The following is a 24,985-nucleotide window of genomic DNA, read 5'->3' on the forward strand; positions in this document are numbered from 1 at the left end:
CGCGCCCTTACCAGTAGAAGAAGACGGAGAAGATGTGCGCGAACAGCGCGGCGATCAGCGCAAATGTCAGCGGCACATGGACGTAGAGCCAGATTTCCAGCAGCGCCTTCAGGCGCAGATGTTGGCGCACGCGGGAAAGTGCTGCCTCCTTGCGTTCGAGAAGAACGTCGATCCGTTCGATCGCATCCTGACCGATCGCCGGCCGGTCGCCGGTCTCCGTGCGGATCGCGGCTTGGGCCGCGCGCGTCCCGCATTTGGGATAGCGGCCGGTGAGGCGCGCAATCAGCCCGCCGCCGAACGGATCGTCGTTCAGCGACATCTGGACGATTTCGGCATAGCGATGATCGAGCGGCTGGGCCGCCTGATCGAGCTGGCGATCGAGCTGGCGCAGGCTGTCGAGCATCTGCATCTGCGTCGTTTCGCCGCGGTTGTTGCTGAGCACGCGGGGCAGCGCCGAATAGACGCCGATGCCATAGATACCGGACAGAATGACCAGCATCATCAACGCATAAGCCAGCGTGTGGACGTTCCAGCCGAATTGGAAGCCGGTATGCAGCGTCGCGACGATGACCAGTGACAGGCCGAGATAGACGTGCGCGGACGTCCATGCTTTGAGCGACCAGCGCCCCGGCGTCATCGTCCGCTTGCGCACGCCGAGCATGGTCAGCCACAGGATCAGGCCCGCGCCGATCGTGCCCAACAGATAGCCATACCAGGTGCCGCCATTGGGACGCGGCCGCGCGTCATGAAAGGCGTAGATCAGGATTGCCGCGAACGAGATCGCAAGCGCGATCTTCAGCCAGCGATAGCCGCCATAGCGCAGGAAGCCTTCATGCTTCGATCCGCCGTCAACGGCGAGCTGTCTTACCCCCCTTGTCGCCACCTCAGCCTTCCCCTCGATCGAGTTTGGCCACCGTCAGGAATTCTTCGGGCGCAACGCGGATCGCCGCCCCGGTCGGGCAGGCGCGCACGCATGCGGGGCCGCCCTCGATCCCCGAACACATATCGCACTTGATGGCCCGCTTGGCCTTTTCGACGCCGGGCTCGGCATTCTTGTAGGCCCATTCGTGGCTGGGCTCGCCCGGCCCCGGCCCCTTGCCGAACAGGAACCAGCTCAGCAAGCTCGGTTTCTTCGGCGGAACCTTGTCCATCCGGATCACGCCATAGGGGCAATTGCGCTGGCAATTGCCGCAACCGATGCAGGTGTCATTGATGAACACCTCGCCGTCCGGCCCGCGATGGATCGCGTTGGGCGGGCAATCAGCCATGCAATGCGGATGCTCGCAATGCCGGCAAGACGTCGGCACATGGAGATGGGCGAAGGTCCGTCCGGCTTCGCGGTCCAGCCGCGACAGCCCCTCATGGCTGTCCGCGCAGGCCTTTTCGCAATTGTCGCAGCCGACGCAGAGATTTTCGTCGATCAGCAGCACATCGGTCGCTTCGCCGACGCCCTGTTCGACCAGGAAGTTGGCGACCGACGAATACATGTCGACCACGCTGGAGAAGCTGTCCTTCTTCGCCTCGACAAAAGCATTCAGATCCTGGCGCTGGGCCATGTCCTTCTTGGCCTTGGCGAGCAGGTCCGGCTTGGCATCGAGCAGTCGGCGGAACGCCTCGCCATCCAGCCGGATCACTTCGGATTTGATCGCCGCGCGGACGGTAGCGTTGCGCTTGGCGCCGTCGATCACCGCCATCTCGCCGACATAGGAGCCGGCCGGCAGGTAGGAGAGGAACACCGGCTTTCCACCGATATTCTTTTCCACCACCATCGATCCGACGCGGATCACGAAGATATCGCAGCCGTCGTCGCCTTCGTTGATGATCGTCTTGCCGGCGCTGACCGATTCCACCTTGGCGGTATTGGTTACCTCGGTCAGATCGTCCGAGGTCAGCCCCGATCCAAACATCTGGAGCAACTGCCGTTCGGTCGAGATGCGGGTCACCACGCGCTTGGCGCCGGGGTTCGACGCCATCAGCTTGAGCGCCGCGGTGCGCGACACTTCAACCAGGATCGAATCCTCGGCCGCGCGGATCGTGGCGCCGCGGCGACGGCCCGAAATCAGGCCGACCTCACCAAAGATCGAGCCGCGGCCGATCTTCACCCGGCCGGCGACATCGACCGAACCGGACGCGATACCGAACAGCGACGATCCGGGATCGTCCTTTTCGAACACCGTCTCGCCGATGCGATAGGCGCGGACATCGGAATCGAGCATGAACTCGCGCATCTGCAGCGGTGACAGATCGTTGAGGATCTCGACGTTCGTCCGCAGGAATTCCAGCCACTCGTCCACCGAACGCTGGCGCGGCAGTCCCTTGAACTTGGCCTCCAGAATGGGCTCGTCGGCCGGCTTCAGCGTCGTGTTGCCGTTGATGATCTCGACGACGTCATAGCCCTGGTTCATGCAGTGCTTGATCAGCGGATAACCCGCCAGTGCGCCGATAATGTAGATGCCCGGCGCCGTCGAACTCTCGAAGGTCGAGGTCAGCTTCGGAAAGGCCTCGCGATCCTCGCTGGTGAATTCGATGCCACAGCTTTCGATGAACTTGCGCGGCGCAGCTGACCCCATGCGAGCGATGATGCGGTCGCAGCGGATGCGCGTTTCGCCATCGCGCGTATCCAGCGTCAGATATCCGGGCTCGACCTTCTGGGGGCTGGTGTCGGTCATCACCGACAGCCGGCCCTCGTCGCGCATGCCGAACAGGCCCTTTACATTGGCATCCTTGGCACGGCTGAAATCGGCCGATCGGTTGAGGATAGTAACGATGTTGCGCTGCGCGGGATCTTGAGCCAGGCCGACGGCATTTTCGATGCCGGCATCGCCGGAACCGATGATGGTGATATGTTCGTCGACATATTCGCCGGGATCGTCGAGCTGATACTGCACATGCGGCAGATCGCCGCCCGGGATGCGCAACAGGTTCGGATTGCCCTGCGTGCCGATCGCCAGGATGACGTTCTCGGCCTTGATCGTCGTGCCATCGACCAAGGTCAGCGTGAAATCACCCTTGCCGCCCGTGATCGCCTTCACCTCCGCATTCATGCGGACGTTGATCTTGCTCTCTTCGGACTGGCGATCCCAGACTTCCAGAATGGCTTCGCGCTTGCCCGCGTCGAAATCGAGATCCGATCGGAGCACGAGTTGGCTGGGCGTCGCCATGACGTGCTTGCCCTTCTGATACTTGAAGATCGTATCCGAAAGGTGATCGGTCTTTTCGAGCAGGATGTTCGCTATGCCGAGCTGCGACGCACGCGCGGCGGCGCTGAGCCCGGCCGGCCCTGAGCCGACGATGGCGATGCGATAGGCCTCTGCCAACTGGTCCCCCTGTTCACCCAACAAGCTGGCCCGTTCGGGCCTGACGCGAGCGGCCCGTCGTTGCGGACCATTATTATTAGGTGCGAACCCTTTGACACTTTATCATCTTGAGCGGCAATCGCTAGACCGCTTCTTGACAGAAAAATCTTACGATCAAAACGAAATCCGACACCTACGAGCCATAATTAGCCCAAACAAAGCCCGACCCCATCGAGAGGCCGGGCTTGTCGATCGTCAAACCATCTTGAGCGGACTTAGAGCAGCACCGCCATCACGCGCCGGTTTTCAGGCGCGCTGGCCGACTTGCCAGGCAGCGGCTTGGCCGAACCATAGCCCACCACGTCCAGCCGGTTGCGGGCAACGCCCGAAGCGGCGAGGAAATCGGCCACTGCCTGCGCACGGCGGCGCGACAATTCCTTGTTGATCGCCGCCGAACCCGAAGCATCGGTATGACCTTCGATACGCAGCCGGCGGCCGTTGAGCTTCGGCCCGCCCAGCACCTGGGCATATTTGGCGAGCCGCGCCTTGGCCGGCTCGGTCAGCTCTGCCGAATTGGGCATGAAGGTCAGGCCGAGGTCCGACGAACCGACCTGCGCCGGCTTGGCCACGCGCTGCGTCGTCGGCTGCGGCGCCGTGGCGACGCGGGTCGACTGCGACGGCGTGGCGCCGGCGCGCTGGAACGAGAAGCCGCGGGTCTTGCCGCCGCGCGGCGCCCCCGGTGTGGCAGCCGTGAGCTCATTGCCCTGTGCGGCGTTCGGATCGGCGACGTCCTCGGCGCAGTCGCCGGTCAAATCGCACATGATCTGTGCTGATTCCGGATCGGACTGCGCATGGGCAGGCGCCGCCGCCGCGAGCATGAAACCCAGAACTCCCAAGCTGACGACCAGCTTCATCGCAAACATCCTTTCAGCTGCGGGAAGATTGCCCCGCGATAATATCTTCCGGCTACGCCCCCCGCAACGTGGTGCCTGCCGCCCGCTCTTGGTGAACCGAATCAGTGATTCGGACAGTGATCTCCATCACCGCCATGAAAAAATTGCGAACGCTTATTTCGGGTCGATGCGGAACCACACCATATCCGCGTCCCACTCGCCCGCCGCCGTCGCCTCGCGCAGCGTGCTGGCGAATTCCGCCGACGGCTGCACCGTGCCCTGCGGCATGCTCTTCGCCAGCGGCCGATCGCCGACGACGACAAACAGGCCGGTCCAGCCGAGATGGTCAGGATAGATGTTGAACTCCCACTTGCCGTCGCCGGTCTTCACCAACTCCGCAGGCAGATTCTTGAGTTCGTCGATCGCCGCCGAGTTGGGCAGCGCCCAGGTGACGACGCCCGAAGGCTCGACACCGAACACCGCGACCGACTTGTCCTTGCCATCGAGCGCGATCGCCACACGGGCCAGCGACTGCTTGGTATTGGGATCGAGGAAGAAGGGCTCACCCGTCACGCGCAGCCGTCCGCCGGGGCTCTTACGCAGCCGGCGCGGCTCGTCGATGGCGGGGCATTCGCGCGGGTCGATCTGTGCGACCTTGTCGATCGCAACCGACTGAACCGCCAAATTTTCGCCCTGGGCGATCTGCATCACGGTCGCCTGCGCAGCCGCCGGATCGCCGGCAACGCCGATCAGCCCGATACGGCCGTCCTCGCCGGACTGAACCGGATCGACATGCAACCAGGCGCACGGGATTTCGGCCAGCTTGGGCTCCACCTTGTCGGCCAAGGTCGGTGCCGCGCTGCGGAACAGGAAGAAGGCGATGGCACCGATCATCACGGCCGCCACCGCGATCCCGACGATAAGCCCCTTATTGACCGGCGCCTTGGGCGGTGGCGGCGGCGGTGGCAGCGCCGCCGGTGCGGCCTGGCCCTTCTCCATGAAATCGCGCACGCCCTGCACGATCGCGGCTACATCGGCTGCCGATCCGTTGAACGGCGCGACGTCGATCGGGTCATATCCGCCGAAACCGAACGGCAGTTCCACCTTGTCGAGCAACGCGCCGAGATAGGCGCCCCGGCTCTTGGCGGCCTCGGCTTCATCGATCACGTCCTGACCTGTGGCATGGTCGGTCGACACCCGCGACCAAGCGACCAGGCAGAGCTTTGCATCGGCCATCGCCTCCGCAATCGCAGCCTTGCGCTCCTGCCCCGGCTGGATGTCGCGATCCCACCACACATTGTGGCCGGCCGCACGCAGCCCGTTGACGATCGCGGAGGCGCGATCCGAATCGGCCGCAGAATAGGAAAGGACGATATCGCTCATGCCCGGGCCTCCGAAGGCGATGCGCCGCTCGTGGCGGCAGGCCGCGCCCGCATCAGCGCGAGTGGCAGAATGAGCAGCGCCAGCACCACGCTAAGCACCACACTTGCATTGAAACCGTCCAAGGATCCCCCCAAGATCGCTGGCCCGGCCAGATCGAAGTCGAAAAACGCTCCGAACGGGCCGATGCCCGGGTTCGGAGATGTCCCGATCAGGATCTCCTCCCCCCAATTATAGCCGAAGTGCGCAAGGCTCGGCGCCAGCAGGCCGCTGGTCCTGAGCGCAAGCAGGCCGAACCATATGCCGGCGAGTGTTATGTTCAAGAGCGACACTGGATCACTCCACCCGCCGAGCACGTGGATCAATGTGAAAGTGAGCGCCGTCAGCAATATGCCGAGCCACGCACCCCAGGCGCGGGTCAACAGCGGTTGCAGCAGGCCGCGCAAGAGCACCTCTTCGCCGACCACCTGAACGAGCACGACAAGGCTGCCGAGAATGAGCGCGCGTTCGGTTGTTGCCGGCGGCACCGGAATGACAATCCCCGCAAGGCTGGCAATCGCGAGCAGGGCCAGCACGGCAAGCACTCCGCTCGGAAAGGCATAGAGCACCAGCGCCGGGCGTCGGCGATAGAGACGAAACGGCCGCCTGAAGATCAGCAATCCCACCGCGGCCAGCGCCAGCACGGCTACCGGGATGCCGAAACGGGCACCGAGCGCGGGATGAATGCCGCCAAGCATTCCATCGGCCGCTTCCACGATGGGCTGCGCCAATATCATCAGGATCAGCGTACAGCCGCCGGCTACCCAGGCGATCGCGGCAACCGCCCGCGCGCTGTCGCCCCACCAGAAGGGCTCGGCGGCCTTGCTCGCTGCGGAATCGGCGCTACTCATGGCAAGGCATCCAAAGGATGGCAAAAAGATGATCCCCGTGGACGGCTGGCGTCGCCTGGTAAATCCATAGCCAATCACACCCCCTGTCGGCTTGCCGTGATGCCGCAACGCATGTGTCCGACCGGACACGCATTGCACGGTTATTTACAACGCCCCTTCGCAAGCCACTGTATCATTTCACCCCACTTGCGCTAGACTGCAATAAGACAAGTGTCGGTAAACGGGGAATATCATTAACATGGTTGACGAGGCTAAGCCGGCAATGCCGGATGGCACGCAGAAGGTCGTGACGGTCGACCGTCACGAAGGCGGCTTGCGCTTCGGCCGCATCGCGCTGCTGGCCGCCGCCGGCATCGCCGTGGTCGCGATCGGTTTTCAGGTCGTGAAAAGCCGCGAGACGACCGAAACCACAGCTGCTTCGTCGGTTTCCTCGATGCCGCCACAGGCCGATGTCGCGACGATGATTACCCAGCTTGAAAAGAAGCTGCAGGAAAATCCGGCTGATGGCGAAGGCTGGCGGATGCTGGGCTGGGCCTATTATCGTACTGAGCGTTTTCCAGATGCCGTCCGCGCCTACCGAAAGGCGACCGAGGTTGATCCCAAAGACGCCAATGGCTGGTCGGCGCTGGGCGAGGCGATCGTGCTGTCCTCTCCCACTGCCGCCGTCCCGGCTGATGCGGAGGCTGCGTTCCGCAAAGCGCTGGCAATCGACGCGTCCGATCCGCGCGCCCGTTATTTCCTGGGCGTGAAGAAGGATCTGGCCGGGGACCATCAGGGCGCCATCAATGATTGGATCGCGCTGCTGAAGGATACGCCGCCCGAAGCCCCGTGGGAGGCGAATGTCCGCCAGACGATCCTGCAGTCGGCGAGCCAGAACAAGATCGACATCGCCGGTCGCATGCCCGAGCCCAAGGCGCCCGCATCTTCCGCCGCGACGGCCGCCATCCCCGGCCCAACGCGGGAAGACATGACGGCCGCCTCCTCACTGCCCCCCGGCCAACAGGATGAAATGGTCCGCGGCATGGTCGATGGGCTCGCCGCCAAGCTGAAGGCCGATCCGAAAAATGCCGACGGCTGGCTGCGGCTGATGCGCAGCTACATGGTGCTTGGCGATCAGAAGGCCGCAGGCAAGGCGCTTGCCGACGCGCGCACCGCCTTCAACGGCGATGAAGCGACCCTGACCCGGATCGGCGACGGTGCCCGCCAGTTGGGAATACCCGGCGCCTGATCCGGCTGCTGTCGATTGCCGGCACGCGGCCCGAAGCGATAAAATTCGCTCCCTTGGCCCGTGCCGCATCGCTGCGGCCGGCAATCGATCATCGCCTCGTCGCGACCGGGCAACATCGAGAACCTTTCGACGATGTGATGCGGGCCTTCGACGTTCCCGTCGAAGCCAATCTCGAACTGCTCCGGCCCGGCCAGACCATTGACGAGTTGGCGGACCTGATCGCCGCCAGCCTCCCCGCCCTGATCGAGCGCTTTCACCCCGACATGATCCTCGTCCAGGGGGACACGACCACCGCCTGGGCGATCGCGCTCGCCGCTCATGATTGGGACGTGCCGGTCGGCCATGTCGAAGCCGGGCTGCGCAGCCACGACCTCGCATGCCCCTTCCCCGAAGCGCGCAATCGCGTTGAGATCGACGCGATTTCCACGCTCCTCTTCGCCCCGACAGGAGATGCCGCTGCCAATCTGGCGGCCGAGCTCACCGTAACTGGCGAGGTCATCGTCACGGGCAATACCGGCATCGACGCGCTGCTGACGATGCGGCGGCTCGCAAAGGGCTGGACACTTCATGACGCCGCTGTGCGGCAGATCCTCGTCACCTGTCATCGTCGCGAGAATATCGGGCGCGGCATCGCGTCGATCTGCGCGGCCCTTCGTCATCTGGCCCAGCGACCCGACGTGCGCATCCTCGTGCCCCTGCACCCCAATCCCGAGGTACGGCGAGGCTTGGTAGAGGCGCTTGAGGGCATCGACCGGATCGAGCTCATTCCACCGCTCGATTACCCGTCGATGGTGACGGCGATGGACAATGCCCATCTGATTCTGAGCGATTCGGGGGGCATTCAGGAAGAAGCTCCGGCGCTGGGCGTGCCGCTCCTCGTTTTGCGCGACAATACCGAGCGGCCCGAGGTTTTTGCTTCCGGCAATGCGCGGCTGGTCGGCACGGACAGCGAGCGGATCTTCGCGGCCGCCACGCTGCTGCTGGATGATCCCGCCGCCCATGCCGCCATGTCCGTTCCCGCTTTTCCCTATGGCCAGGGAGACGCCGCCGAGCGCATATTGGATGCGATCGAGGGCTGGTTCGCCAGGCGCGGCCTTGGGGTATCCGATCGCAACATGCGTTATCGGATTCCCCCAATCCAAGCCTAGCTTCATCGCCCCCAAGCGCCTCGCGGCTTGCCTTCGTCCCTCCCCTCCCCCAATGGGGCCGGCGAAAGGATGTATATCATGGCGACGAACTGGACGCCCGAGAGCTGGACCCAGCACGAAGCGCGGCAACTGCCCGAATATAGCGACAAGGCGGCACTCGACCGCGCGACGGGCGAGCTTGCCCATTATCCGCCGCTGGTTTTTGCCGGTGAAGCGCGGGCGCTGACGGCCGAGCTTTCGCAGGTGGCGGAGGGCAAGGCATTTCTGCTCCAGGGCGGCGACTGCGCCGAAAGCTTCGCCGAATTTCATCCGAACAATATCCGAGACACCTTCCGCGTCATCCTGCAGATGGCGGTCGTGCTGACCTATGCGTCCAAGCTTCCGATCGTGAAGGTCGGCCGCATGGCTGGCCAGTTCGCCAAACCGCGTTCAGCAGGAACCGAGGAGATCGGTGGCGTCTCGCTGCCCAGCTATCGCGGCGACATTGTCAACGACATCGCGTTCGAAGCCGCCTCTCGCGAGCCTGATCCCGAACGCATGGTCCGCGCCTATAACCAGGCCGCGGCGACGCTCAACCTGCTTCGCGCCTTCGCGCAGGGCGGCTATGCCAATCTCCACCAGGTCCACGCCTGGACGCTCGATTTCATGGGCCGCAGCCCGTGGGCCGCGCAATATCAGGCAGTGGCCGACCGGATCGGTGACGCACTCGACTTCATGGCCGCCTGCGGCATCAACCCGCAGACCGTGCCGCAGCTCAACGGCACCAATTTCTACACGAGCCACGAAGCCCTGCTGCTGCCCTACGAGCAGGCGCTGACCCGCCAGGATTCGCTGACCGGCGATTGGTACGACACGTCGGCCCACATGCTTTGGATCGGCGATCGCACCCGCTTCGAAGGTTCGGCGCACGTCGAATATCTGCGCGGCATCGGCAACCCCATCGGCCTGAAGTGCGGGCCGAGCCTGGAGCCGGATGTGCTGTTGCGCTTGCTCGACACGCTCGATCCCGCGCGCACGCCAGGTCGCGTCACGCTGATCACCCGCTATGGCCACGACAAGATCGAGAAGCATCTGCCCGCCCTCGTCCGCGCGGTGAAGCGCGAAGGGCGGCCGGTGGTCTGGTCCTGCGATCCGATGCACGGCAACGTCGTGAAGGCCGCCAACGGCTACAAGACGCGTCCGTTCGACCGCATCCTCGCCGAAGTGCGCGGCTTCTTCGCCGTCCACCGGGCGGAAGGCACGCATGGCGGCGGCATCCACGCCGAAATGACCGGCCAGAACGTCACCGAATGCACCGGCGGCGCAATCGACATCACCGAGCAGAGCCTGGCAGATCGCTATCACACGCATTGCGACCCGCGGCTCAACGCCGGCCAGTCGATCGAGCTGGCTTTCCTGCTGGCCGAAATGCTCAACCAGGAAATGCGGGAACGGGAGAAGGCTGCGGCCTGATCGCGCGCCACAACGAAGCATTGAAGCGCGGGGACGAAAGTCTCCGCGCTTTTCTTTTTGGCTGTTTGGAAAATATGGTGCGGGCGGTCGGGCTCGAACCGACACTCCTTGCGGAACCGGATTTTGAGTCCGGCGCGTCTACCAGTTTCACCACGCCCGCACGGCTTGGGAAGGCGCCCCATGCCATGAAGAAGCGAGCCGGTCCATAGGCTTTCCGGTTCAGCCGAGCCCTTGCAGAACGGCGATCCACGCAACAGCGATCAGAAGGCAGATGCCACCGACGATGATGCCGGCGCGGAAGAATTCCATGAAGCCTATCTTCACCCCCTGCCGCGCCGCGCTTTCGACAACGATGATGCCGGCAAGGCTTCCGAAATTGACGACATTGCTCGAAAAGCCTGCCCCCAGAGCCAGCGCGGCGGTGGTCACCAGCGGCTCGCTCTTGTCGCCATAGGGAGCGAGCAGCATCACCGCCGAGCTGTTGTCTGCCAGATCCGATAGCAAGGTCATCACCGCCACCATCACATAGGGATCGTGCAGATCGAAATCATGCGCGGCGAGCCAGTCGAGCACCTGCATCGGATAGTCGGTCTGCGCAAAGGCGGCGTTGATGATGTAGAGTGAGAAAATCAGCAGCAGCAGATTGCCGTCGACCCGCTTCAACAGATCGGAGGAATGGACACCGATGGCGCGCCGGTTGAGCAGCAGCAGCGCCGCCGCCGTCAACGCAACGATCGGATAGGGCCAGGAAGCGAATAGGAAGCTGGCAATTACCGCGACCAACACGATCGTAGCCTTGGTCATTTCGAGATGGTTGACCTCCACCTTCTCGCCCGGCGTCGCCGCCCCGTGCGCCGGCCCCTCCACGGCCCACCGCCCCCGATAAAGCGCGATGATCGTCAGCCATATGACGAACATCGACAGAATCGACGGCACCAGGCCGGACACCAGGAATTGGGCGAAGCTGATCTTCATCTCGCCCGCGATGATCATGTTCTGGGGGCTGCCGATCATGCTTCCCGCCGATCCGGCGTTGGACGCGAAGCAGAAGCCGAGCAGGAAAGGGATGGGATTGAGCCCGCGGCCCATCGCGATCTCGATCAATAGCGGCACCATCGCCACCACCACGACGTCATTGGTCAGGACGGACGAAAGGATCGTGGACACGGCGATCAGGATGGCGAGCAAGGTCCGCGGCGGCACGTCGAGCATCGCCACCTTCACCGCCACCCAATGATAGAAGCCGGCGACATAGAAGGCGCCGGACACGATCATCAGCCCGAACAGCAGAGCCAGCGTCCCGAAATCCGCGGCGTGCCACGCCTGCTCGAACCCGATGCCGCCCGTGACGATCATCGCGATCGCGCCCAATATGGCGGCCCCGGTGCGGTCGATGCGGAAGCCCGGCAGATAGCCGATGGCGATGACCAGATAGGTCAAAAGGAAAATCGGCAGGACAAAGTTCATCCGACACCCCTCCGCGAGGTCACCGGAAGAGGATAATGGCCGCAAACATCGTCGGGCATCGGGTTAAACCCAATGTTGGACGGCAATAGTCCCTGATCTAGCCTCGCCCGAACGGCAAGGCGGCCTCGCACTGGGCGAGCGAGGTATCGCCGGCGATCGGATGGTCGGCGCGGAGCAGGAAAGCGTGGCGGACGATTTCGGCCTGCTGCTCCACCCCATAGCGATCGAGCGGCCAGCCGTCACGGATGCGATAGCCATATCGGCAGAAGGGATGGCGCATCAGCGGCAACCACCAGCGGCCGCGCGTCTGGGCCTGCCAGACATGCGTCATTTCATGGATGAACAGCCCCTGCGCGGCCAAGGGCGCCACGGAGAAATCCGCCCACCAATAAGGGCTCTGCGGATGGAACCAGATATGGCCGTCGGGCGCCATGACGACACCACGCGGCTGCAAGGGCCACCATTTGCGGCGGTGGAGGCGGACGCGATCATAGTCGATCGCACCACCGAACATTGATGCGGCGAGCGCCTGTTCGCCAGCGCTGAGCGGACGGGACTCCGGCCCGTCAGTGGCCTTCATGCTCGCCCGACGCCGCATCGCCCGCAGCCTGTGTGCGTGCCTGGGCCTCGATCGTCTTGCCGCTCTTGAACCGGAAGGTCAGCGGCATGTCGCCACCCGGCTTCACGTCGGCCGCAACGTCGAACAGCATCGCATGATTGCCACCGGGCGCGAATTTCGCTTCTCCACCCGCCGGCACATCGACGCCATCGATGGCGCGCATCGTCATCATGCCGTCCTTCATGCCGCCTTCATGCAGTTCGATCCGGCCGGCCTTGCTGCTTTCGACGGCAATCAGGCGTTCCGCCGCCGCCCCGCCATGCACGGTGAAATAGGCCGCCGCCGGGCGATCGGCCACGGGCGACAGGCGAATCCAGGCGTCGCTTACCGTCGCATCCTTGGGCGCCGCCGGCTGGCAGGCGGCAAGCGCGACGGCAGCCAGCGGCAGCGCGAGCAGGAGGCGACGTGACATGCAAAACTCCTTCGATCTTGATCGGCTGAACCGATCCGCTCTCCATTAGGCACGGCCACGTCTTGCGGCAACCGAAAGCCCGCCTATATCGGCCTCCGAAACAGTACGCCGTCCGGTTTTCGCTTCACTGGCAAGGGGAACCGGCGGATACGCCTCAATCTTCGGGGGACGAAGGGTATACGTATGGCAAAAGTTATCGGGATTGACCTTGGCACCACCAACAGCTGCGTCGCCGTGATGGACGGCGGCAAGCCCAAGGTTATCGAAAATGCGGAAGGCACGCGCACCACGCCTTCGATCGTGGCGTTCGCCAAGGATGGCGAGCGGCTGATCGGCCAGCCGGCCAAGCGCCAGGCGGTCACCAATCCGGACAGCACGATCTTCGCGGTGAAGCGCCTCATCGGCCGCCGCTTCGACGATCCCGTCACCAAGAAGGACACCGAACTGGTGCCCTATCACATCGTTCGCGGCCCCAATGGCGATGCCTGGGTGCAGGCGGGCGGCAGTGATTATTCGCCGTCGCAGATCTCGGCTTTCACGCTGCAGAAGATGAAGGAAACCGCCGAAGCCTATCTGGGCGAGACGGTGACGCAGGCGGTGATCACCGTTCCGGCTTACTTCAACGACGCGCAGCGCCAGGCGACCAAGGACGCCGGCCAGATTGCGGGTCTTGAAGTGCTGCGCATCATCAACGAGCCGACGGCGGCAGCGCTCGCTTATGGTCTCGACAAGAACGAAGGCAAGACGATCGCGGTCTATGACCTTGGCGGCGGCACCTTCGACGTGTCGATCCTCGAGATCGGCGACGGCGTGTTCGAGGTGAAGTCGACCAACGGCGACACCTTCCTGGGCGGCGAAGACTTCGACGCCAAGGTCGTCGAATTCCTGGCTGAAGACTTCAAGAAGGCCGAAGGCATCGATCTCACCAAGGATCGGCTTGCGCTTCAGCGCCTGAAGGAAGCGGCTGAAAAGGCGAAGATCGAACTGTCGTCGGCGCAGACGACCGAGGTCAACCTGCCCTTCATCACCGCCGACGCAACCGGGCCGAAGCATCTGGTGAAGTCGATCAGCCGTTCCGATCTGGAGCGTCTGGTGGACAGCCTGATCCAGCGCACGATCGAGCCGATGAGGAAGGCGCTCGCCGATGCCGGCGTGAAGGCCGACGCGATCGACGAGGTCGTCCTGGTCGGCGGCATGACCCGCATGCCCAAGGTCCGTGAAGTCGTGAAGGGCTTCTTCGGTAAGGAACCGCACACCGGCGTGAACCCGGACGAAGTGGTGGCCATGGGCGCCGCCATCCAGGCCGGCGTGCTGCAGGGCGACGTCAAGGACGTGCTGCTGCTCGACGTGACCCCGCTGTCGCTGGGCATCGAAACGCTGGGCGGCGTGTTCACCCGCATGATCGACCGCAACACGACGATCCCGGCCAAGAAGAGCCAGGTCTACTCGACTGCGGACGACAATCAGCAGGCCGTGACGATCCGCGTGTTCCAGGGCGAACGCGAAATGGCGGCCGACAACAAGATGTTGGGCCAGTTCGATCTGCTCGGCATTCCGCCGGCGCCGCGCGGCGTGCCGCAGATCGAAGTCACGTTCGACATCGACGCCAACGGCATCGTCCATGTCACGGCCAAGGACAAGGGCACCGGCAAGGAACAGCAGATCCGCATCCAGGCTTCGGGTGGCCTTTCGGACGGCGACATCGACCAGATGGTCAAGGATGCCGAGAAGTTCGCCGAGGACGACAAGAAGCGTCGCGAGGCGGCCGAGGCGAAGAACAACGCCGAAAGCCTGATCCACACGACGGAGCGCCAGCTCGAAGAGCATGGCGACAAGGTCGATGCGGCGCTGAAGTCGGAGATCGAAGCTGCCGTCGCCGCCGCCAAGACGGCGGTCGAAGGTGGCGATCCGGCGACGATGACCGAGAAGGCCCAGGCGCTTGCTCAGGTCGCGATGAAGCTCGGCCAGGCGATCTACGAGAAGGAGCAGCAGACCGCCGCTTCTCCGGCGGCCGACGCGGGCGAGGCGAAAGCCGACGACGTGGTCGATGCCGAATTCTCGGAAGTGGACGACAACAAGGCGTAAGCCTCCAGCCCCTCTCCCCCGACTGCGGGGGAGAGGGCTTTTGATTCTTGGGGGGCCTGATGGCCGAAGTCGATTTTTACGAACTGCTGGAAGTCGAGCGGACAGCCGACGACAAGACGATCAAGACGGCTTATCGCAAGCTGGCGATGCAGTGCCATCCGGATCGCAACCCCGGCTGCCAGGATTCGGAAGCCAAGTTCAAGGCGATCAATGCCGCTTATGACTGCCTGAAGGACCCGCAGAAGCGATCGGCCTACGATCGTTTCGGTCACGCAGCCTTCCAGAATGGCGGCGCCGGCGGGCCTGGTGGTTTCGGTAATCAGGATTTCGGCGGCTTTTCCGACATCTTCGAAAATATCTTTGGCGAATTCATGGGCGGCGGCCGCGGCGGCCGTCAGAATGTCCGGCGTGGCGCGGATCTGCGCTACGACATGGAAATCTCGCTGGATGAGGCGTTCCACGGCAAGGCCGCGGAAATCCGCATCGACGTCGCGGCCAATTGCGAGCCGTGCGAAGGCAGTGGCGCCAAGCCCGGCACGGCCGCCAAGGGCTGCCCCACCTGCGGGGGCCATGGCAAGGTGCGGGCCCAGCAGGGCTTCTTCGTGGTCGAACGGACCTGCCCCTCCTGCCACGGCGCCGGTCAGGTGATTTCCGAGCCCTGCCCCGCCTGTCGCGGCGAAGGCCGGGTGGAACGGACCAAGACGCTCGAAGTCAACATTCCCGCCGGTGTCGATGAAGGCACCCGTATTCGCCTGTCCGGCGAAGGCGAGGCCGGTGGCCGCGGCGCGCCTCCGGGCGATCTCTACATCTTCATCCATGTCAGCCGGCACAAATTGTTCGAGCGTGAAGGCACGACATTGTTCGCGCGTTGCCCGGTTTCGATCACCACCGCCGCGCTGGGCGGCACGATCGAGGTGCCTGGCCTAGACGGCGAACGTCATGAGCTGCGGATTCCGGCGGGCATCCAGTCCGGCAAGCAGATTCGCCAGCGCGGCGCCGGCATGCCGGTGCTGAACGGCCGCGGCCAGGGCGATATGGTGATCCAGATCGACGTCGAAACGCCGACCAAATTGTCGGCGCGACAGAAGGAACTTCTCGAAGAATTCCGGGCGCTTGAAACAGGCGAGGAAAGCCCTGAAGCGAGTGGCTTCTTTTCCAAGCTGAAGGGCATGTTCGGCGATTGAGAGACGCTTTCACTGGCCTCCCGCAGCGCGGGGGGCTAGAGGCGCGGGGCAAGTTCACCAATGAAGGAATGCCCATGCGCCCGTCCGGCCGCACCCCCGATCAGATGCGCCCGATCACCATCGAGACCGGCTACACCCGCCACGCCGAAGGCTCGTGCCTGATCGGATTCGGCGACACCAAGGTTCTCGTCACCGCATCTGTCGAGGAACGCGTGCCGCCCTTCCTGCGCGGCAAGGGCCAGGGCTGGGTGACGGCCGAATATGGCATGCTGCCCCGCGCCACCCACACGCGCGGCAGCCGTGAAGCCGCCAAGGGCAAGCAATCCGGTCGCACCCAGGAAATCCAGCGGCTTATCGGCCGTTCCTTGCGTGCCGTGGTCGATATGACCAAGCTCGGCGAACGCCAGATCAGCATCGATTGCGATGTGCTGCAAGCCGATGGCGGCACCCGCACCGCCTCCATCTCGGGTGCGTGGGTCGCGCTGCGCCTCGCGGTCGATGGCCTGATCAAGCAGGGCCTGCTCGCCGAAGACCCCATCACGGCGCAGGTCGCGGCCGTCTCCTGCGGCATCTATGAAGGCACGCCGGTGCTCGACCTCGATTATATCGAGGATTCGAACGCCCATGCCGACGCGAACTTCGTCCTGCTCGACAATGGCAACATCGCCGAGGCGCAGGCCACTGCCGAGGGCGCGACCTATGACGAGGAAGCGCTGCTCCGCTTGCTCCGCCTCGCCCGCATCGGCTGCGGCGATATCTTCACCGCGCAAGCCAAGGCCGTCGGCCGGTGACCGCGGTGCATCGCAAACTCGGCCCCGGCAAGCTGGTGATCGCCAGCCATAATGAGGGGAAAGTGCGCGAGATCCGCGAGTTGCTGGCTCCATTCGGTATCGAGCCGGTATCGGCCGGCTCACTCGGCCTGCCCGAACCCGACGAGACCGGCACCACCTTCGTCGCCAATGCCGAATTGAAGGCACGTGCCGCAGCCGACCTGTCCGGCCTGCCCGCGCTCGCCGACGATTCGGGTCTTTGTGTCGAGGCATTGGGCGGCGAGCCCGGCATCTTCTCCGCACGCTGGGCTGGCGAGACCAAGGATTTCGGCCTCGCGATGCAACTCGTCGAGGATAATCTCGCCCGCGTGCCCGATGCCGGGCGCGACGCGCATTTCGTCTGCGCGCTGTCGGTCTGCTGGCCCGACGGCCATATTGAAAGCTTCGAGGGGCGTGTCGACGGCACGCTCGTCTGGCCGCCGCGCGGAAATAACGGCTTCGGCTATGACGCGATGTTTCAGCCGTGGCACCATGACGTCACTTTCGGCGAGATGGACCCGGCCGCCAAGCACGCGATGAGCCACCGTGCGGATGCGTTCCGCAAGCTGGTGGCGGCGGTGCTTTGAGATGATGAGGACGGCCAGCTTGTGACCGAGGAGCCGCTCGCGCTCTACGTCCACTGGCCGTTCTGCGTCTCGAAATGCCCCTATTGCGATTTCAACAGCCATGTCCGCGCCGAAATCGACGAGGCGGCGTGGCGCGACGCATTGCTCGCCGATCTTGCCCATGAAGCGGAACTCACGGCCGGAAGGCGTCTGACCTCCATATTCTTCGGCGGCGGCACGCCATCGCTGATGCGGCCTGAGACGGTGGCCGCCGTAATCGGCGCGGCCGACCGCCACTGGGGCTTTTCCGACGATGTGGAAATCACGCTGGAGGCCAACCCCTCCTCGGTCGAGGCTGCGCGCTTTGCCGGGCTTGCCGCGGCGGGCGTGAATCGCGTGTCGCTGGGCCTCCAGTCGCTCGACAATGAAGCGCTCCACCTGCTCGGACGGGCGCACGACGTCGACGAGGGGCTATCCGCGCTGGAAACCGCGCAACGGCATTTCGGGCGGGTCAGCTTCGACCTGATCTACGCGCTTCCCGGCCAGGATGAGGCGGCATGGCAGACCGAGCTTGCTCATGCCATCGGCTTCGGCACCGGCCATCTCTCGCTCTATCAGCTCACTATCGAACCGGGGACGCGCTTCGCGACTTTGGTCGACAAGGGCGAATTGCACCCGCTCGATCCCGATATGGGCGCAACCCTGTTCGAGCTTACGCGCGATGTGACGGCCGCGGCGGGCATTCCGGCCTACGAGATTTCCAATCACGCGCGGCCCGGCCAGGAAAGCCGCCATAATCTCACTTATTGGCGCTACGGCGATTATCTGGGCGTCGGGCCAGGCGCACATGGCCGGCGCGACGGCCACGCCACCTTTCGCCGCAAGAAGCCGGAAAACTGGCTGAGCGCAGTCGCGCGCAACGGCCACGGCATCGAAAGCGAGGAAGCCCTCTCCTCCTCCGCCCGTGCGGCGGAGGCGCTGCTGATGGGTTTGCGGCTGGGCGAAGGCGTAGATCTGGAACGGGTTTCACGCCGCAGCGGGCTGGCGGTGGACGCACTGGTCGATCAACGGGCCGTCGCGCGGCTCGAAAAGCTCAGCCTAGTCGCCAGCGATGGGCCGCATCTGACAGTCACGCCGCAAGGCATGCCGCTGCTCGATGCGATCCTGGGTGAGGTGGTGGCGGCAGACTGACGACCGCCGCCCCTTCTCCGTTCGACCTACTTCTCGAAGCCCTTGGGCGCCTGTGACACGGTGGTTATGCCGCCAGTGCCGATCTGGTGGACAGCCAGCGAGCGTTCCGCCACGCCGTCCGATCCGAACCGGAACGCACCGTCGACACCGGCAAAGCCGCCCTCATCCGCCAGTGCCTTGATCGGGAAGCGATCGCCCACCTTCCACTGCCCGGCGATGCGCACCGTCAGCAGCACGGCATCATAGCCGAGGCTCGCTAGGCGATAAGGCGGCTTGCCGAAGCGCGCGCGATATTTGGTCGCGAGCTGGCGATACATATTTTCCTGCACGCTGGCGAACCAGGCGCCGTTCATCGCCGGATTGGTGGCGAGCGTGCTTTCCGTCGCCCACAATTCGGTGCCGAGAATCTGGGCGGTGGCGCCACCCGTCTTGCGGATCTGCGGCGCGGCCTGGATGGCGATGCGGCCGCCATCGGCGATCAGAACCGCATCATAATCACCCGACTGCCGCAGCTTGCCGATCGCGGTCGTGAGCGATTTCGGACTGCGATCGAAGGTCTGGAGCGAAACCACGCTGCCGCCCGATGCCTCCGCAGCATGGATCAGCGCATTGGATGCATTACGGCCATAAAGGCCGGTCGGCATCAGCCCGGCAAACTTGCTCGCCCCCTTGGTCCGCGCGAAGCGGACGACGCGGTCGATCGACTGCGCCGGCGAAAAGCCCATCAGATAAACGCCGTTACCCGCCACCGAAGCATCGTTGGAGAAAGCAACGACCGGCACGCTTGCGCCGCGTGCCTGCGGCGCCACCGCGCGAACATCTTCCGCCAGCAGCGGCCCCAGGAACAGGCGATTGCCGTCCGCCAGCGCCTTCTGCGCCGCGACGCCGGCGCCCAGTGCGGTGTCATAGGTGGTGATCCGCACCTTCGCGCCGCCGGTATCCAGCAGGGCAAGGTTGGCGGCATTGGCGATCGACTGGCCGACGGCGGCGTTCGGCCCCGTCATCGGCACCAGCAGGGCGACGCGATGCCGCTCCTGATCGGTCGGCAGGCCCGGCCCGACCGGCCGCTCCTCCTCCGTGGGCGGGGCCGGCTTGGGCGGCGGCGCCGTCTTCGGCACCATGGCCTGACAGCCTGCAAGGAAGATGGCGAGGCCGAGGCCAGCGATCCTTAGAAATGTTCTACGCGGTTGCGAGCCCGACCCGGCCTCTGCCATGACATCATCCCATGATTCAGCCCCTTGACGAGGCCCTGACCCCCGGCCTCTACATCGTCGCGACGCCGATCGGCAACTTATCCGATCTGTCGCCCCGTGCCGCATCGGTATTGGCGCGGGCCGATCTGATCGCGGTGGAGGACAGCCGCGTCACCGCCAAGCTGCTCCAGCGCATCGGCACCAAGCGGCCGATGACCCCTTATCATGATCATAATGCGGACAAGGTTCGCCCCGGACTGATCGAGCGGATGGGCAGCCAGGCCATCGCTTTGGTCTCCGATGCGGGCACGCCGCTCATCTCCGATCCCGGCTTCAAGCTGGTCCGCGATGCGCGCGCGGCAGGCCATGTCGTCACGACCATACCCGGCCCCTGCGCCGCGATCGCCGCACTGACGCTCGCCGGATTGCCGACCGACCGCTTCTTCTTCCTGGGCTTCCTGCCCGCCAAGGAGAAAGCGAAGGCGGACGCCATCGCTGAAGTGGCGGCCGTGCGCGCGACGCTCATCTTCTACGAATCCGGCCCCCGCCTCGCCGCGACGCTCGCCCAATTGGCGGTTGGGTTGGGCGACCGCGAGGCCGCCGTCGCGCGCGAGATCAGCAAGACGTTCGAGCAATGCGTGACCGGCACCCTCTCCTCGCTGGCGGAACGCTATGAGGAAGCGCCGCCAAAGGGCGAGATCGTCGTCATCGTCGGCCCGCCCGGCGAAGCGGCCGCCCCGCAAGCCGCGGACATCGACGCTGCCTTGATTGAGGCGATGACCCGACTGCCCGCGGCCAAGGCGGCGGGCGAGGTCGCCAAGGCGACCGGCCTTCCCCGGCGCGATCTCTATACCCGCGCTATGACGCTGAAGGACGAGGCTTGATCTCCCCTCCCGCTTGCGGGAGGGGTCGGGGGTGGGCTTGCGCGACCTATCCCCATCCCCCAACCCCCTCCCGCAGGCGGGAGGGGGAGCATTGAGCCGACAGGCCGCCGAGCGAACCGGCCGACGCGGCGAGACGATCGCCGCCTGGTGGCTGCGCCTGCACGGCTGGAAGATCGTCGGGCCACGCGTCCGCACGCCGGTGGGCGAAGTCGATCTAGTCGCGCGCCGCGGCCGCACCGTCGCCTTCATCGAGGTCAAGACGCGCCGTACCGAGGCCGAGCTCGATCTTTCCATTGATCGACGACGCCTCGTCCGTGTGGCGCAGGCGGCGGAAATGCTGGGCCACCGCTACGCACGTCAGCAAGACTTCATCCGCATCGACGTCATCCTGATCCGTCCCCGTGCCTGGCCCCGGCATATTACAAATGTCTGGCACGGGTGACATTCGTCGCCTTGTCCCCTAGGTGACAGGCCAAACCAGCGCGAGGCAGTTCCATGTCGCTTACCGTCGCGGTCCAGATGGATCCGCTCGAGACGATCAACATCGCCGGCGATTCCACGTTCGCGATCATGCTTTTGGCGCAAGCGCGCGGGCACAGGCTGTTCCATTACAATGCGGGCGACCTCAGCTATCGCGATGGCCGGGTGACCGCGCCGGCGAGTCCCGTGACGGTGCAGCGGGTAGCCGGCGACCATTTCACCGCCGGTGATCCCGTCACCCTCGACCTCGCCGATGATGTCGATGTGGTGCTGATGCGACAGGATCCTCCTTTCGACCTCGCCTACATCACCGCCACACACCTGCTGGAGCGCATCCGCCACCGGACCTTAGTGGTGAACGATCCCGAATCGGTCCGCAACGCGCCCGAAAAGCTGTTCGTGCTCGATTATGCGGAGTTCATGCCGCCCACACTCATCACCCGCCGGCTGGATGACGCCCGCGCCTTCCATGCCGAACATGGCGAGGTGGTGGTGAAGCCGCTCTACGGCAATGCCGGGTCCGCGGTGTTCCATGTCGGGCGCAAGGACGCCAATCTCGCCGCGCTCACAGAATTGTTCGGCCAGGTCTGGCGCGAGCCCTTCATGGTCCAGGCCTTCCTGCCGGACGTGTCGAAGGGCGACAAGCGTATCGTCCTGGTCGACGGCAAAGCCACAGGCGCGATCAACCGCCTGCCCAAGGACGGCGAGATCCGCTCCAATCTTGCCGCCGGCGGCCGTGCAGACCCGACCGAACTTTCCCCGCGCGAGCTGGAAATCTGCGCCGCGATCGGGCCTGAACTCGCCAAGCGGGGGCTGCTGTTCGTCGGCATCGACGTGATCGCGGGACATCTGACCGAAATCAACGTCACCTCGCCCACCGGCATAGTCGCGATCGACCGATTCAACGGCACCGACACGCCGGCGATCATCTGGGACGCCATCGAAGCCAAGGTTGCCGCCCGTGGGTGAGTGGGTTCGCCAGCTCATCGAGCAATCCGGCTATCTGGGTGTCGCTTTTCTGATGTTCGCGGAGACGGTGTTTCCGCCGATCCCGTCGGAGGTCATCATGTCGCTCGCCGGGCTTCAGGCCGCCAAGGGAGAAATGACGCTGGCCGGCGTGATCGCCTGCGGCACGGCAGGCGCGATGCTGGGCAACGCCTTCTGGTATCTGCTCGCCCGCGCGCTCGGCCTCCAGCGTTTCAAGCCGCTGATCGATCGCTTCGGCCGGTGGCTGACGATGGATTGGGCCGAGGTGCAGCGCGGCGAGAAATGGTTCAACAGCCATGGCGCCGCCTTCGTCTTCTTCGGCCGGCTGATGCCGACGATCCGCTCGCTGGTGTCGATCCCCGCCGGCCTGCTCCACATGAGCCTTAGCCGCTTCCTCTTCTGGTCGACCTTGGGCACCGCCGGCTGGACGGCTCTGCTCGCGACCGCCGGCTATATGCTCGGCCAGCGTTATACCGAGGTGGACGAATATATCGGGCCGGTCTCGACCGCGATCATCTTCCTGCTGGCGCTCTGGTATTTCTGGCGCGTGCTGACCTGGAAGCCGAGCCGTTAGGCCCGCGGATGGGCGTTGCGATAGACGTCCATCAGATGCGCAGCATCGACCGAGGTGTAGATCTGCGTCGATGAAAGGCTGGCATGGCCGAGCAGTTCCTGCAGTGATCGCAGATCGGCGCCGCGGCCGAGCAGATGGGTGGCGAAGCTGTGGCGCAGCGCATGCGGCGTCGTCCGTTCCGACAGGCCCAGCCGGCCGCGAGCGCCACGCACCGCGCGCCGGATCAGATCGGCTGACAAAGGCCCGCCACGGGCACCGCGGAACAGCGGCAGATCGCGACCGGTGGGCCAGGGGCATTGCGCCAGATAATCGTCGATCGCAGCGCGCACCTGGGGCAGCAACGGCACGATCCGCGTCTTGGCGCGCTTGCCGGTGACGCGAATGACGTCTCCCAACGGCAATACGGCGCCCGTCAGGCCCACCGCCTCGCCCACGCGCAAGCCCGATCCATAGAGCAACAGCAGCACCGCAAGATCACGCGCCGCGATCCAGGGCTGGCTGGCAGCATCGGAAGCATCTTCGGCCAGCATGACGGCATCGTCGGGTGAGATCGGCCGCGGCACGCCCCGCTTCACGCGCGGCCCGCGAATGCGTGGCGCATCGGCCACCGCATATTTCAGGAAGCCTCGCAGCGCCGAAAGCTCTCGCGCAGCAGACGCATTGCCGATCCCGTCCTGCCGTCGGTTCGCCAGGAACGCGCGCAGATCCACCGCATCCACCTTCGTCAGCAGCGCCGCATCCACCGACTGCCCATGATGATGGCCGAGAAAGACGATCAGCCGATGTGCGGTCGCGACATAGGCCCGCACGGTATGCACCGATCGACGACGGTCGAGCGCCAGATGTCGCCCCCAATCGGAGGCGATCAGCCGGGCCGGATGATCCGGAAGGTCTAGGGGAGCAGCCACCGCCCGATCATGCGCGAAACCACGCTGCCAAGGAAGAGCAGCAGTTCCGAACCATGGCGCGTCTCGAACCCCTGAGCGCGGCGCTGGCCGAGCGCAAGCAGACCCGAGGGCAACGGCGGCGCACTGTCGAGGCGGATAAGCGCCTCGGCGCGGATCAGATCGGACGCCGGGCCGAACAGCGGATGCCCGCGCTCCACCCCGCGCAGCACGACGCCGTCAATGTCGGCGATCGAGCGTTCAACGATGCGGCGATCGACGAACTGCATGCCGCTCGCGTCAGCACGCATCGCGCGATCCTCGACGAACAAAGCCAGCGAAACCGCGTCCAGCCCCAGCGTGTGCGGCCAGCTTTGCGTGATGACATGGATGAGGTGATCGAGCCCTTCCGCGTCGAGCGCGGCCAGCACCGCCTGATGGATCGCCGAAACCGCGCCGGAATGGCCGCGCGCGAAGGCGATAAGGTCCTGATTGGCTTCCTCAACCTCGGCCACGCGCCGCCGAAGCGACGCGACCGCATGACCTTCAAAGTCGAGAAGCGTGCCCATAAGCAGAAGCTTACAGACACTTGGTTAAAAAGCTACTGGCGATGGCGGCCGCCAAATGCGCCCGCCATGCCGAAGCAAATCAGCCGATCGTCTGGCCGGTCTTGGCCCAATCGGCCAGGAAGCCCTGGATGCCCTTGTCGGTCAGCGGATGGTTGAACAGCGCGCGGATCACGGCCGGCGGCGCGGTCATCACGTCGGCGCCGATCTTGGCCGATTCGAGCACATGGATCGGGTGGCGGACGCTCGCCACCAGGATCTCCGTGTCGAAATCATAATTGTCGTAGATGATGCGGATGTCGGAGATGAGCTGCATGCCGTCGAAGCCGACATCGTCATGGCGGCCGACGAAGGGCGAGATGAAGCTCGCGCCCGCCTTGGCGGCCAGCAGTGCCTGGTTGGCCGAGAAGCAGAGCGTGACATTGACCATGCAGCCGTCGTCGCTGAGCTTCTTGCAGGTCTTGAGGCCGTCGACCGTCAACGGCACCTTGATGCAGACGTTGGGCGCGATCTTCCGCAGGATCGCCGCTTCCTTCATCATCGTGTCGTGATCGAGAGCGACGACTTCAGCCGAAACCGGGCCGGAGACGAGGCCGCAGATCTCCTCGACCACCTCAACGAACTTGCGGCCCGACTTGGCGATCAGCGAGGGGTTGGTGGTTACGCCGTCGAGCAGGCCCGTGGCGGCCAGATCGGCGATTTCCTGGGTGTCGGCGGTGTCGACGAAGAACTTCATGGATCAGTTTCCCGGATGCGGTGTGTGGCGACGTTGCCGTTGTCGGCAAGGTGATTCTGGC

General features: G+C 64.8%; 24 protein-coding genes and 1 tRNA gene. 12 read left to right on the forward strand and 13 right to left on the reverse strand.

What is annotated here, in order from left to right:
- Window positions 1-7 precede the first annotated feature (7 nt).
- From ACFB49_RS08090 to ACFB49_RS08110, 5 genes are all read right to left on the reverse strand, one after another.
- The gene (locus tag ACFB49_RS08090; protein WP_380878224.1) at window positions 8-883 is read right to left on the reverse strand and encodes a hypothetical protein; all 876 of its coding nucleotides are present in this window, start codon (window positions 881-883) and stop codon (window positions 8-10) included.
- 1 nt (window position 884) lies between these two features.
- Entirely contained in the window at window positions 885-3,317 is a 2,433-nt protein-coding gene (locus ACFB49_RS08095) for a cyclic nucleotide-binding domain-containing protein (RefSeq protein ID WP_380878226.1), read from the reverse strand.
- A gap of 254 nt (window positions 3,318-3,571) precedes the next feature.
- Window positions 3,572-4,210, reverse strand: coding sequence for an OmpA family protein (locus tag ACFB49_RS08100; protein ID WP_380878228.1), 639 nt, complete (start codon window positions 4,208-4,210; stop codon window positions 3,572-3,574).
- Between the two features lie 153 nt (window positions 4,211-4,363).
- Entirely contained in the window at window positions 4,364-5,572 is a 1,209-nt protein-coding gene (locus ACFB49_RS08105) for a toll/interleukin-1 receptor domain-containing protein (protein WP_380878231.1), read from the reverse strand.
- The gene (locus ACFB49_RS08110; RefSeq protein WP_380878233.1) at window positions 5,569-6,459 is read right to left on the reverse strand and encodes a CPBP family intramembrane glutamic endopeptidase; all 891 of its coding nucleotides are present in this window, start codon (window positions 6,457-6,459) and stop codon (window positions 5,569-5,571) included. The genes ACFB49_RS08105 and ACFB49_RS08110 overlap by 4 nt, the downstream gene beginning before the upstream one ends.
- 238 nt (window positions 6,460-6,697) lie before the next feature.
- Here ACFB49_RS08110 and ACFB49_RS08115 point away from each other — a divergent pair, with 238 nt between their 5' ends.
- From ACFB49_RS08115 to ACFB49_RS08125, 3 genes are all read left to right on the forward strand, one after another.
- Window positions 6,698-7,687 (forward strand): tetratricopeptide repeat protein, encoded by a 990-nt coding sequence (locus tag ACFB49_RS08115; RefSeq protein WP_380878235.1) that lies wholly within the window; start codon window positions 6,698-6,700, stop codon window positions 7,685-7,687.
- Window positions 7,688-7,701: 14 nt separating this feature from the next.
- On the forward strand, window positions 7,702-8,835 hold the full coding sequence (gene wecB / locus ACFB49_RS08120) for a non-hydrolyzing UDP-N-acetylglucosamine 2-epimerase (RefSeq protein ID WP_380879899.1): 1,134 nt from the start codon (window positions 7,702-7,704) through the stop codon (window positions 8,833-8,835).
- Window positions 8,836-8,913: 78 nt separating this feature from the next.
- Window positions 8,914-10,287 carry a class II 3-deoxy-7-phosphoheptulonate synthase gene (locus ACFB49_RS08125; RefSeq protein WP_380878237.1) on the forward strand — a complete coding sequence of 458 codons (1,374 nt, stop codon included), beginning with the start codon at window positions 8,914-8,916 and terminating at the stop codon, window positions 10,285-10,287.
- Between the two features lie 75 nt (window positions 10,288-10,362).
- Here ACFB49_RS08125 and ACFB49_RS08130 read toward each other — a convergent pair.
- The 4 genes from ACFB49_RS08130 to ACFB49_RS08145 form a co-directional block, all read right to left on the reverse strand.
- Window positions 10,363-10,447: transfer RNA gene (locus ACFB49_RS08130), tRNA-Leu, on the reverse strand.
- 59 nt (window positions 10,448-10,506) lie between these two features.
- On the reverse strand, window positions 10,507-11,754 hold the full coding sequence (locus ACFB49_RS08135; protein ID WP_380878240.1) for an SLC13 family permease: 1,248 nt from the start codon (window positions 11,752-11,754) through the stop codon (window positions 10,507-10,509).
- Between the two features lie 97 nt (window positions 11,755-11,851).
- The gene (locus ACFB49_RS08140; RefSeq protein WP_380878242.1) at window positions 11,852-12,334 is read right to left on the reverse strand and encodes a vgr related protein; all 483 of its coding nucleotides are present in this window, start codon (window positions 12,332-12,334) and stop codon (window positions 11,852-11,854) included.
- Window positions 12,321-12,785: a copper chaperone PCu(A)C gene (locus ACFB49_RS08145; RefSeq protein WP_380878244.1), complete on the reverse strand. Its 465-nt coding sequence runs from the start codon at window positions 12,783-12,785 to the stop codon at window positions 12,321-12,323. The genes ACFB49_RS08140 and ACFB49_RS08145 overlap by 14 nt, the downstream gene beginning before the upstream one ends.
- Window positions 12,786-12,968: 183 nt before the next feature.
- Between ACFB49_RS08145 and dnaK the strand changes: the two genes are divergently transcribed.
- From dnaK to hemW, 5 genes are all read left to right on the forward strand, one after another.
- Window positions 12,969-14,870, forward strand: a complete 1,902-nt coding sequence (dnaK, locus tag ACFB49_RS08150; RefSeq protein WP_380878246.1) for a molecular chaperone DnaK — start codon at window positions 12,969-12,971, stop codon at window positions 14,868-14,870.
- A 59-nt stretch (window positions 14,871-14,929) separates the two neighbouring features.
- Window positions 14,930-16,054, forward strand: a complete 1,125-nt coding sequence (gene dnaJ / locus ACFB49_RS08155) for a molecular chaperone DnaJ (protein ID WP_380878249.1) — start codon at window positions 14,930-14,932, stop codon at window positions 16,052-16,054.
- Between the two features lie 74 nt (window positions 16,055-16,128).
- Window positions 16,129-16,845 (forward strand): ribonuclease PH, encoded by a 717-nt coding sequence (gene rph, locus ACFB49_RS08160; RefSeq protein WP_380878251.1) that lies wholly within the window; start codon window positions 16,129-16,131, stop codon window positions 16,843-16,845.
- Entirely contained in the window at window positions 16,842-17,450 is a 609-nt protein-coding gene (gene rdgB, locus ACFB49_RS08165) for an RdgB/HAM1 family non-canonical purine NTP pyrophosphatase (protein WP_380878254.1), read from the forward strand. Before rph ends, rdgB begins: the two co-directional genes overlap by 4 nt.
- Before the next feature lie 21 nt (window positions 17,451-17,471).
- A complete protein-coding gene (gene hemW / locus ACFB49_RS08170) occupies window positions 17,472-18,620 on the forward strand; it encodes a radical SAM family heme chaperone HemW (RefSeq protein ID WP_380878257.1) in 1,149 nt (382 codons plus the stop codon).
- Window positions 18,621-18,646: 26 nt separating this feature from the next.
- Here hemW and ACFB49_RS08175 read toward each other — a convergent pair whose 3' ends face one another.
- A complete protein-coding gene (locus ACFB49_RS08175; protein WP_380878259.1) occupies window positions 18,647-19,834 on the reverse strand; it encodes a penicillin-binding protein activator in 1,188 nt (395 codons plus the stop codon).
- Between the two features lie 11 nt (window positions 19,835-19,845).
- Between ACFB49_RS08175 and rsmI the strand changes: the two genes are divergently transcribed.
- The 4 genes from rsmI (at window position 19,846) to ACFB49_RS08195 (ending at window position 22,738) form a co-directional block, all read left to right on the forward strand.
- On the forward strand, window positions 19,846-20,697 hold the full coding sequence (gene rsmI / locus ACFB49_RS08180) for a 16S rRNA (cytidine(1402)-2'-O)-methyltransferase (protein ID WP_380878261.1): 852 nt from the start codon (window positions 19,846-19,848) through the stop codon (window positions 20,695-20,697).
- A 91-nt stretch (window positions 20,698-20,788) separates the two neighbouring features.
- Entirely contained in the window at window positions 20,789-21,139 is a 351-nt protein-coding gene (locus ACFB49_RS08185; RefSeq protein WP_380878264.1) for a YraN family protein, read from the forward strand.
- 53 nt (window positions 21,140-21,192) lie between these two features.
- Window positions 21,193-22,146: a glutathione synthase gene (gshB, locus tag ACFB49_RS08190; protein WP_380878266.1), complete on the forward strand. Its 954-nt coding sequence runs from the start codon at window positions 21,193-21,195 to the stop codon at window positions 22,144-22,146.
- Window positions 22,139-22,738: a DedA family protein gene (locus ACFB49_RS08195; RefSeq protein WP_380878269.1), complete on the forward strand. Its 600-nt coding sequence runs from the start codon at window positions 22,139-22,141 to the stop codon at window positions 22,736-22,738. Before gshB ends, ACFB49_RS08195 begins: the two co-directional genes overlap by 8 nt.
- Here the strand turns inward: ACFB49_RS08195 and ACFB49_RS08200 are convergent.
- From ACFB49_RS08200 to fsa, 3 genes are all read right to left on the reverse strand, one after another.
- Window positions 22,735-23,646: a tyrosine recombinase XerC gene (locus ACFB49_RS08200; RefSeq protein ID WP_380878271.1), complete on the reverse strand. Its 912-nt coding sequence runs from the start codon at window positions 23,644-23,646 to the stop codon at window positions 22,735-22,737. The two genes, ACFB49_RS08195 and ACFB49_RS08200, sit on opposite strands and share 4 nt — an antisense overlap.
- Window positions 23,631-24,191, reverse strand: a complete 561-nt coding sequence (locus ACFB49_RS08205) for a DUF484 family protein (RefSeq protein WP_380878273.1) — start codon at window positions 24,189-24,191, stop codon at window positions 23,631-23,633. The genes ACFB49_RS08200 and ACFB49_RS08205 overlap by 16 nt, the downstream gene beginning before the upstream one ends.
- A gap of 79 nt (window positions 24,192-24,270) precedes the next feature.
- Complete coding sequence (gene fsa, locus ACFB49_RS08210; RefSeq protein WP_380878276.1) at window positions 24,271-24,924, reverse strand: fructose-6-phosphate aldolase; 654 nt, start codon at window positions 24,922-24,924, stop codon at window positions 24,271-24,273.
- Between the last annotated feature and the right edge of the window lie 61 nt (window positions 24,925-24,985).

This window comes from Sphingomonas sp. DBB INV C78 (genome assembly GCF_042693015.1).
Lineage (GTDB): Bacteria > Pseudomonadota > Alphaproteobacteria > Sphingomonadales > Sphingomonadaceae > Sphingomonas_E.

What these genes read in the sequence shown, in the direction of transcription:
- ACFB49_RS08100 (WP_380878228.1), bottom strand. Translation starts at nt 4,210, where the DNA reads ATGAAGCTGGTCGTCAGCTTGGGAGTTCTGGGTTTCATGCTCGCGGCG.
- ACFB49_RS08105 (WP_380878231.1), bottom strand. Translation starts at nt 5,572, where the DNA reads ATGAGCGATATCGTCCTTTCCTATTCTGCGGCCGATTCGGATCGCGCC.
- ACFB49_RS08110 (WP_380878233.1), bottom strand. Translation starts at nt 6,459, where the DNA reads ATGAGTAGCGCCGATTCCGCAGCGAGCAAGGCCGCCGAGCCCTTCTGG.
- ACFB49_RS08115 (WP_380878235.1), top strand. Translation starts at nt 6,698, where the DNA reads ATGGTTGACGAGGCTAAGCCGGCAATGCCGGATGGCACGCAGAAGGTC.
- ACFB49_RS08125 (WP_380878237.1), top strand. Translation starts at nt 8,914, where the DNA reads ATGGCGACGAACTGGACGCCCGAGAGCTGGACCCAGCACGAAGCGCGG.
- ACFB49_RS08135 (WP_380878240.1), bottom strand. Translation starts at nt 11,754, where the DNA reads ATGAACTTTGTCCTGCCGATTTTCCTTTTGACCTATCTGGTCATCGCC.
- ACFB49_RS08140 (WP_380878242.1), bottom strand. Translation starts at nt 12,334, where the DNA reads ATGAAGGCCACTGACGGGCCGGAGTCCCGTCCGCTCAGCGCTGGCGAA.
- ACFB49_RS08145 (WP_380878244.1), bottom strand. Translation starts at nt 12,785, where the DNA reads ATGTCACGTCGCCTCCTGCTCGCGCTGCCGCTGGCTGCCGTCGCGCTT.
- dnaK (WP_380878246.1), top strand. Translation starts at nt 12,969, where the DNA reads ATGGCAAAAGTTATCGGGATTGACCTTGGCACCACCAACAGCTGCGTC.
- dnaJ (WP_380878249.1), top strand. Translation starts at nt 14,930, where the DNA reads ATGGCCGAAGTCGATTTTTACGAACTGCTGGAAGTCGAGCGGACAGCC.
- rph (WP_380878251.1), top strand. Translation starts at nt 16,129, where the DNA reads ATGCGCCCGTCCGGCCGCACCCCCGATCAGATGCGCCCGATCACCATC.
- ACFB49_RS08175 (WP_380878259.1), bottom strand. Translation starts at nt 19,834, where the DNA reads ATGGCAGAGGCCGGGTCGGGCTCGCAACCGCGTAGAACATTTCTAAGG.
- rsmI (WP_380878261.1), top strand. Translation starts at nt 19,846, where the DNA reads ATGATTCAGCCCCTTGACGAGGCCCTGACCCCCGGCCTCTACATCGTC.
- gshB (WP_380878266.1), top strand. Translation starts at nt 21,193, where the DNA reads ATGTCGCTTACCGTCGCGGTCCAGATGGATCCGCTCGAGACGATCAAC.
- ACFB49_RS08205 (WP_380878273.1), bottom strand. Translation starts at nt 24,191, where the DNA reads ATGGGCACGCTTCTCGACTTTGAAGGTCATGCGGTCGCGTCGCTTCGG.
- fsa (WP_380878276.1), bottom strand. Translation starts at nt 24,924, where the DNA reads ATGAAGTTCTTCGTCGACACCGCCGACACCCAGGAAATCGCCGATCTG.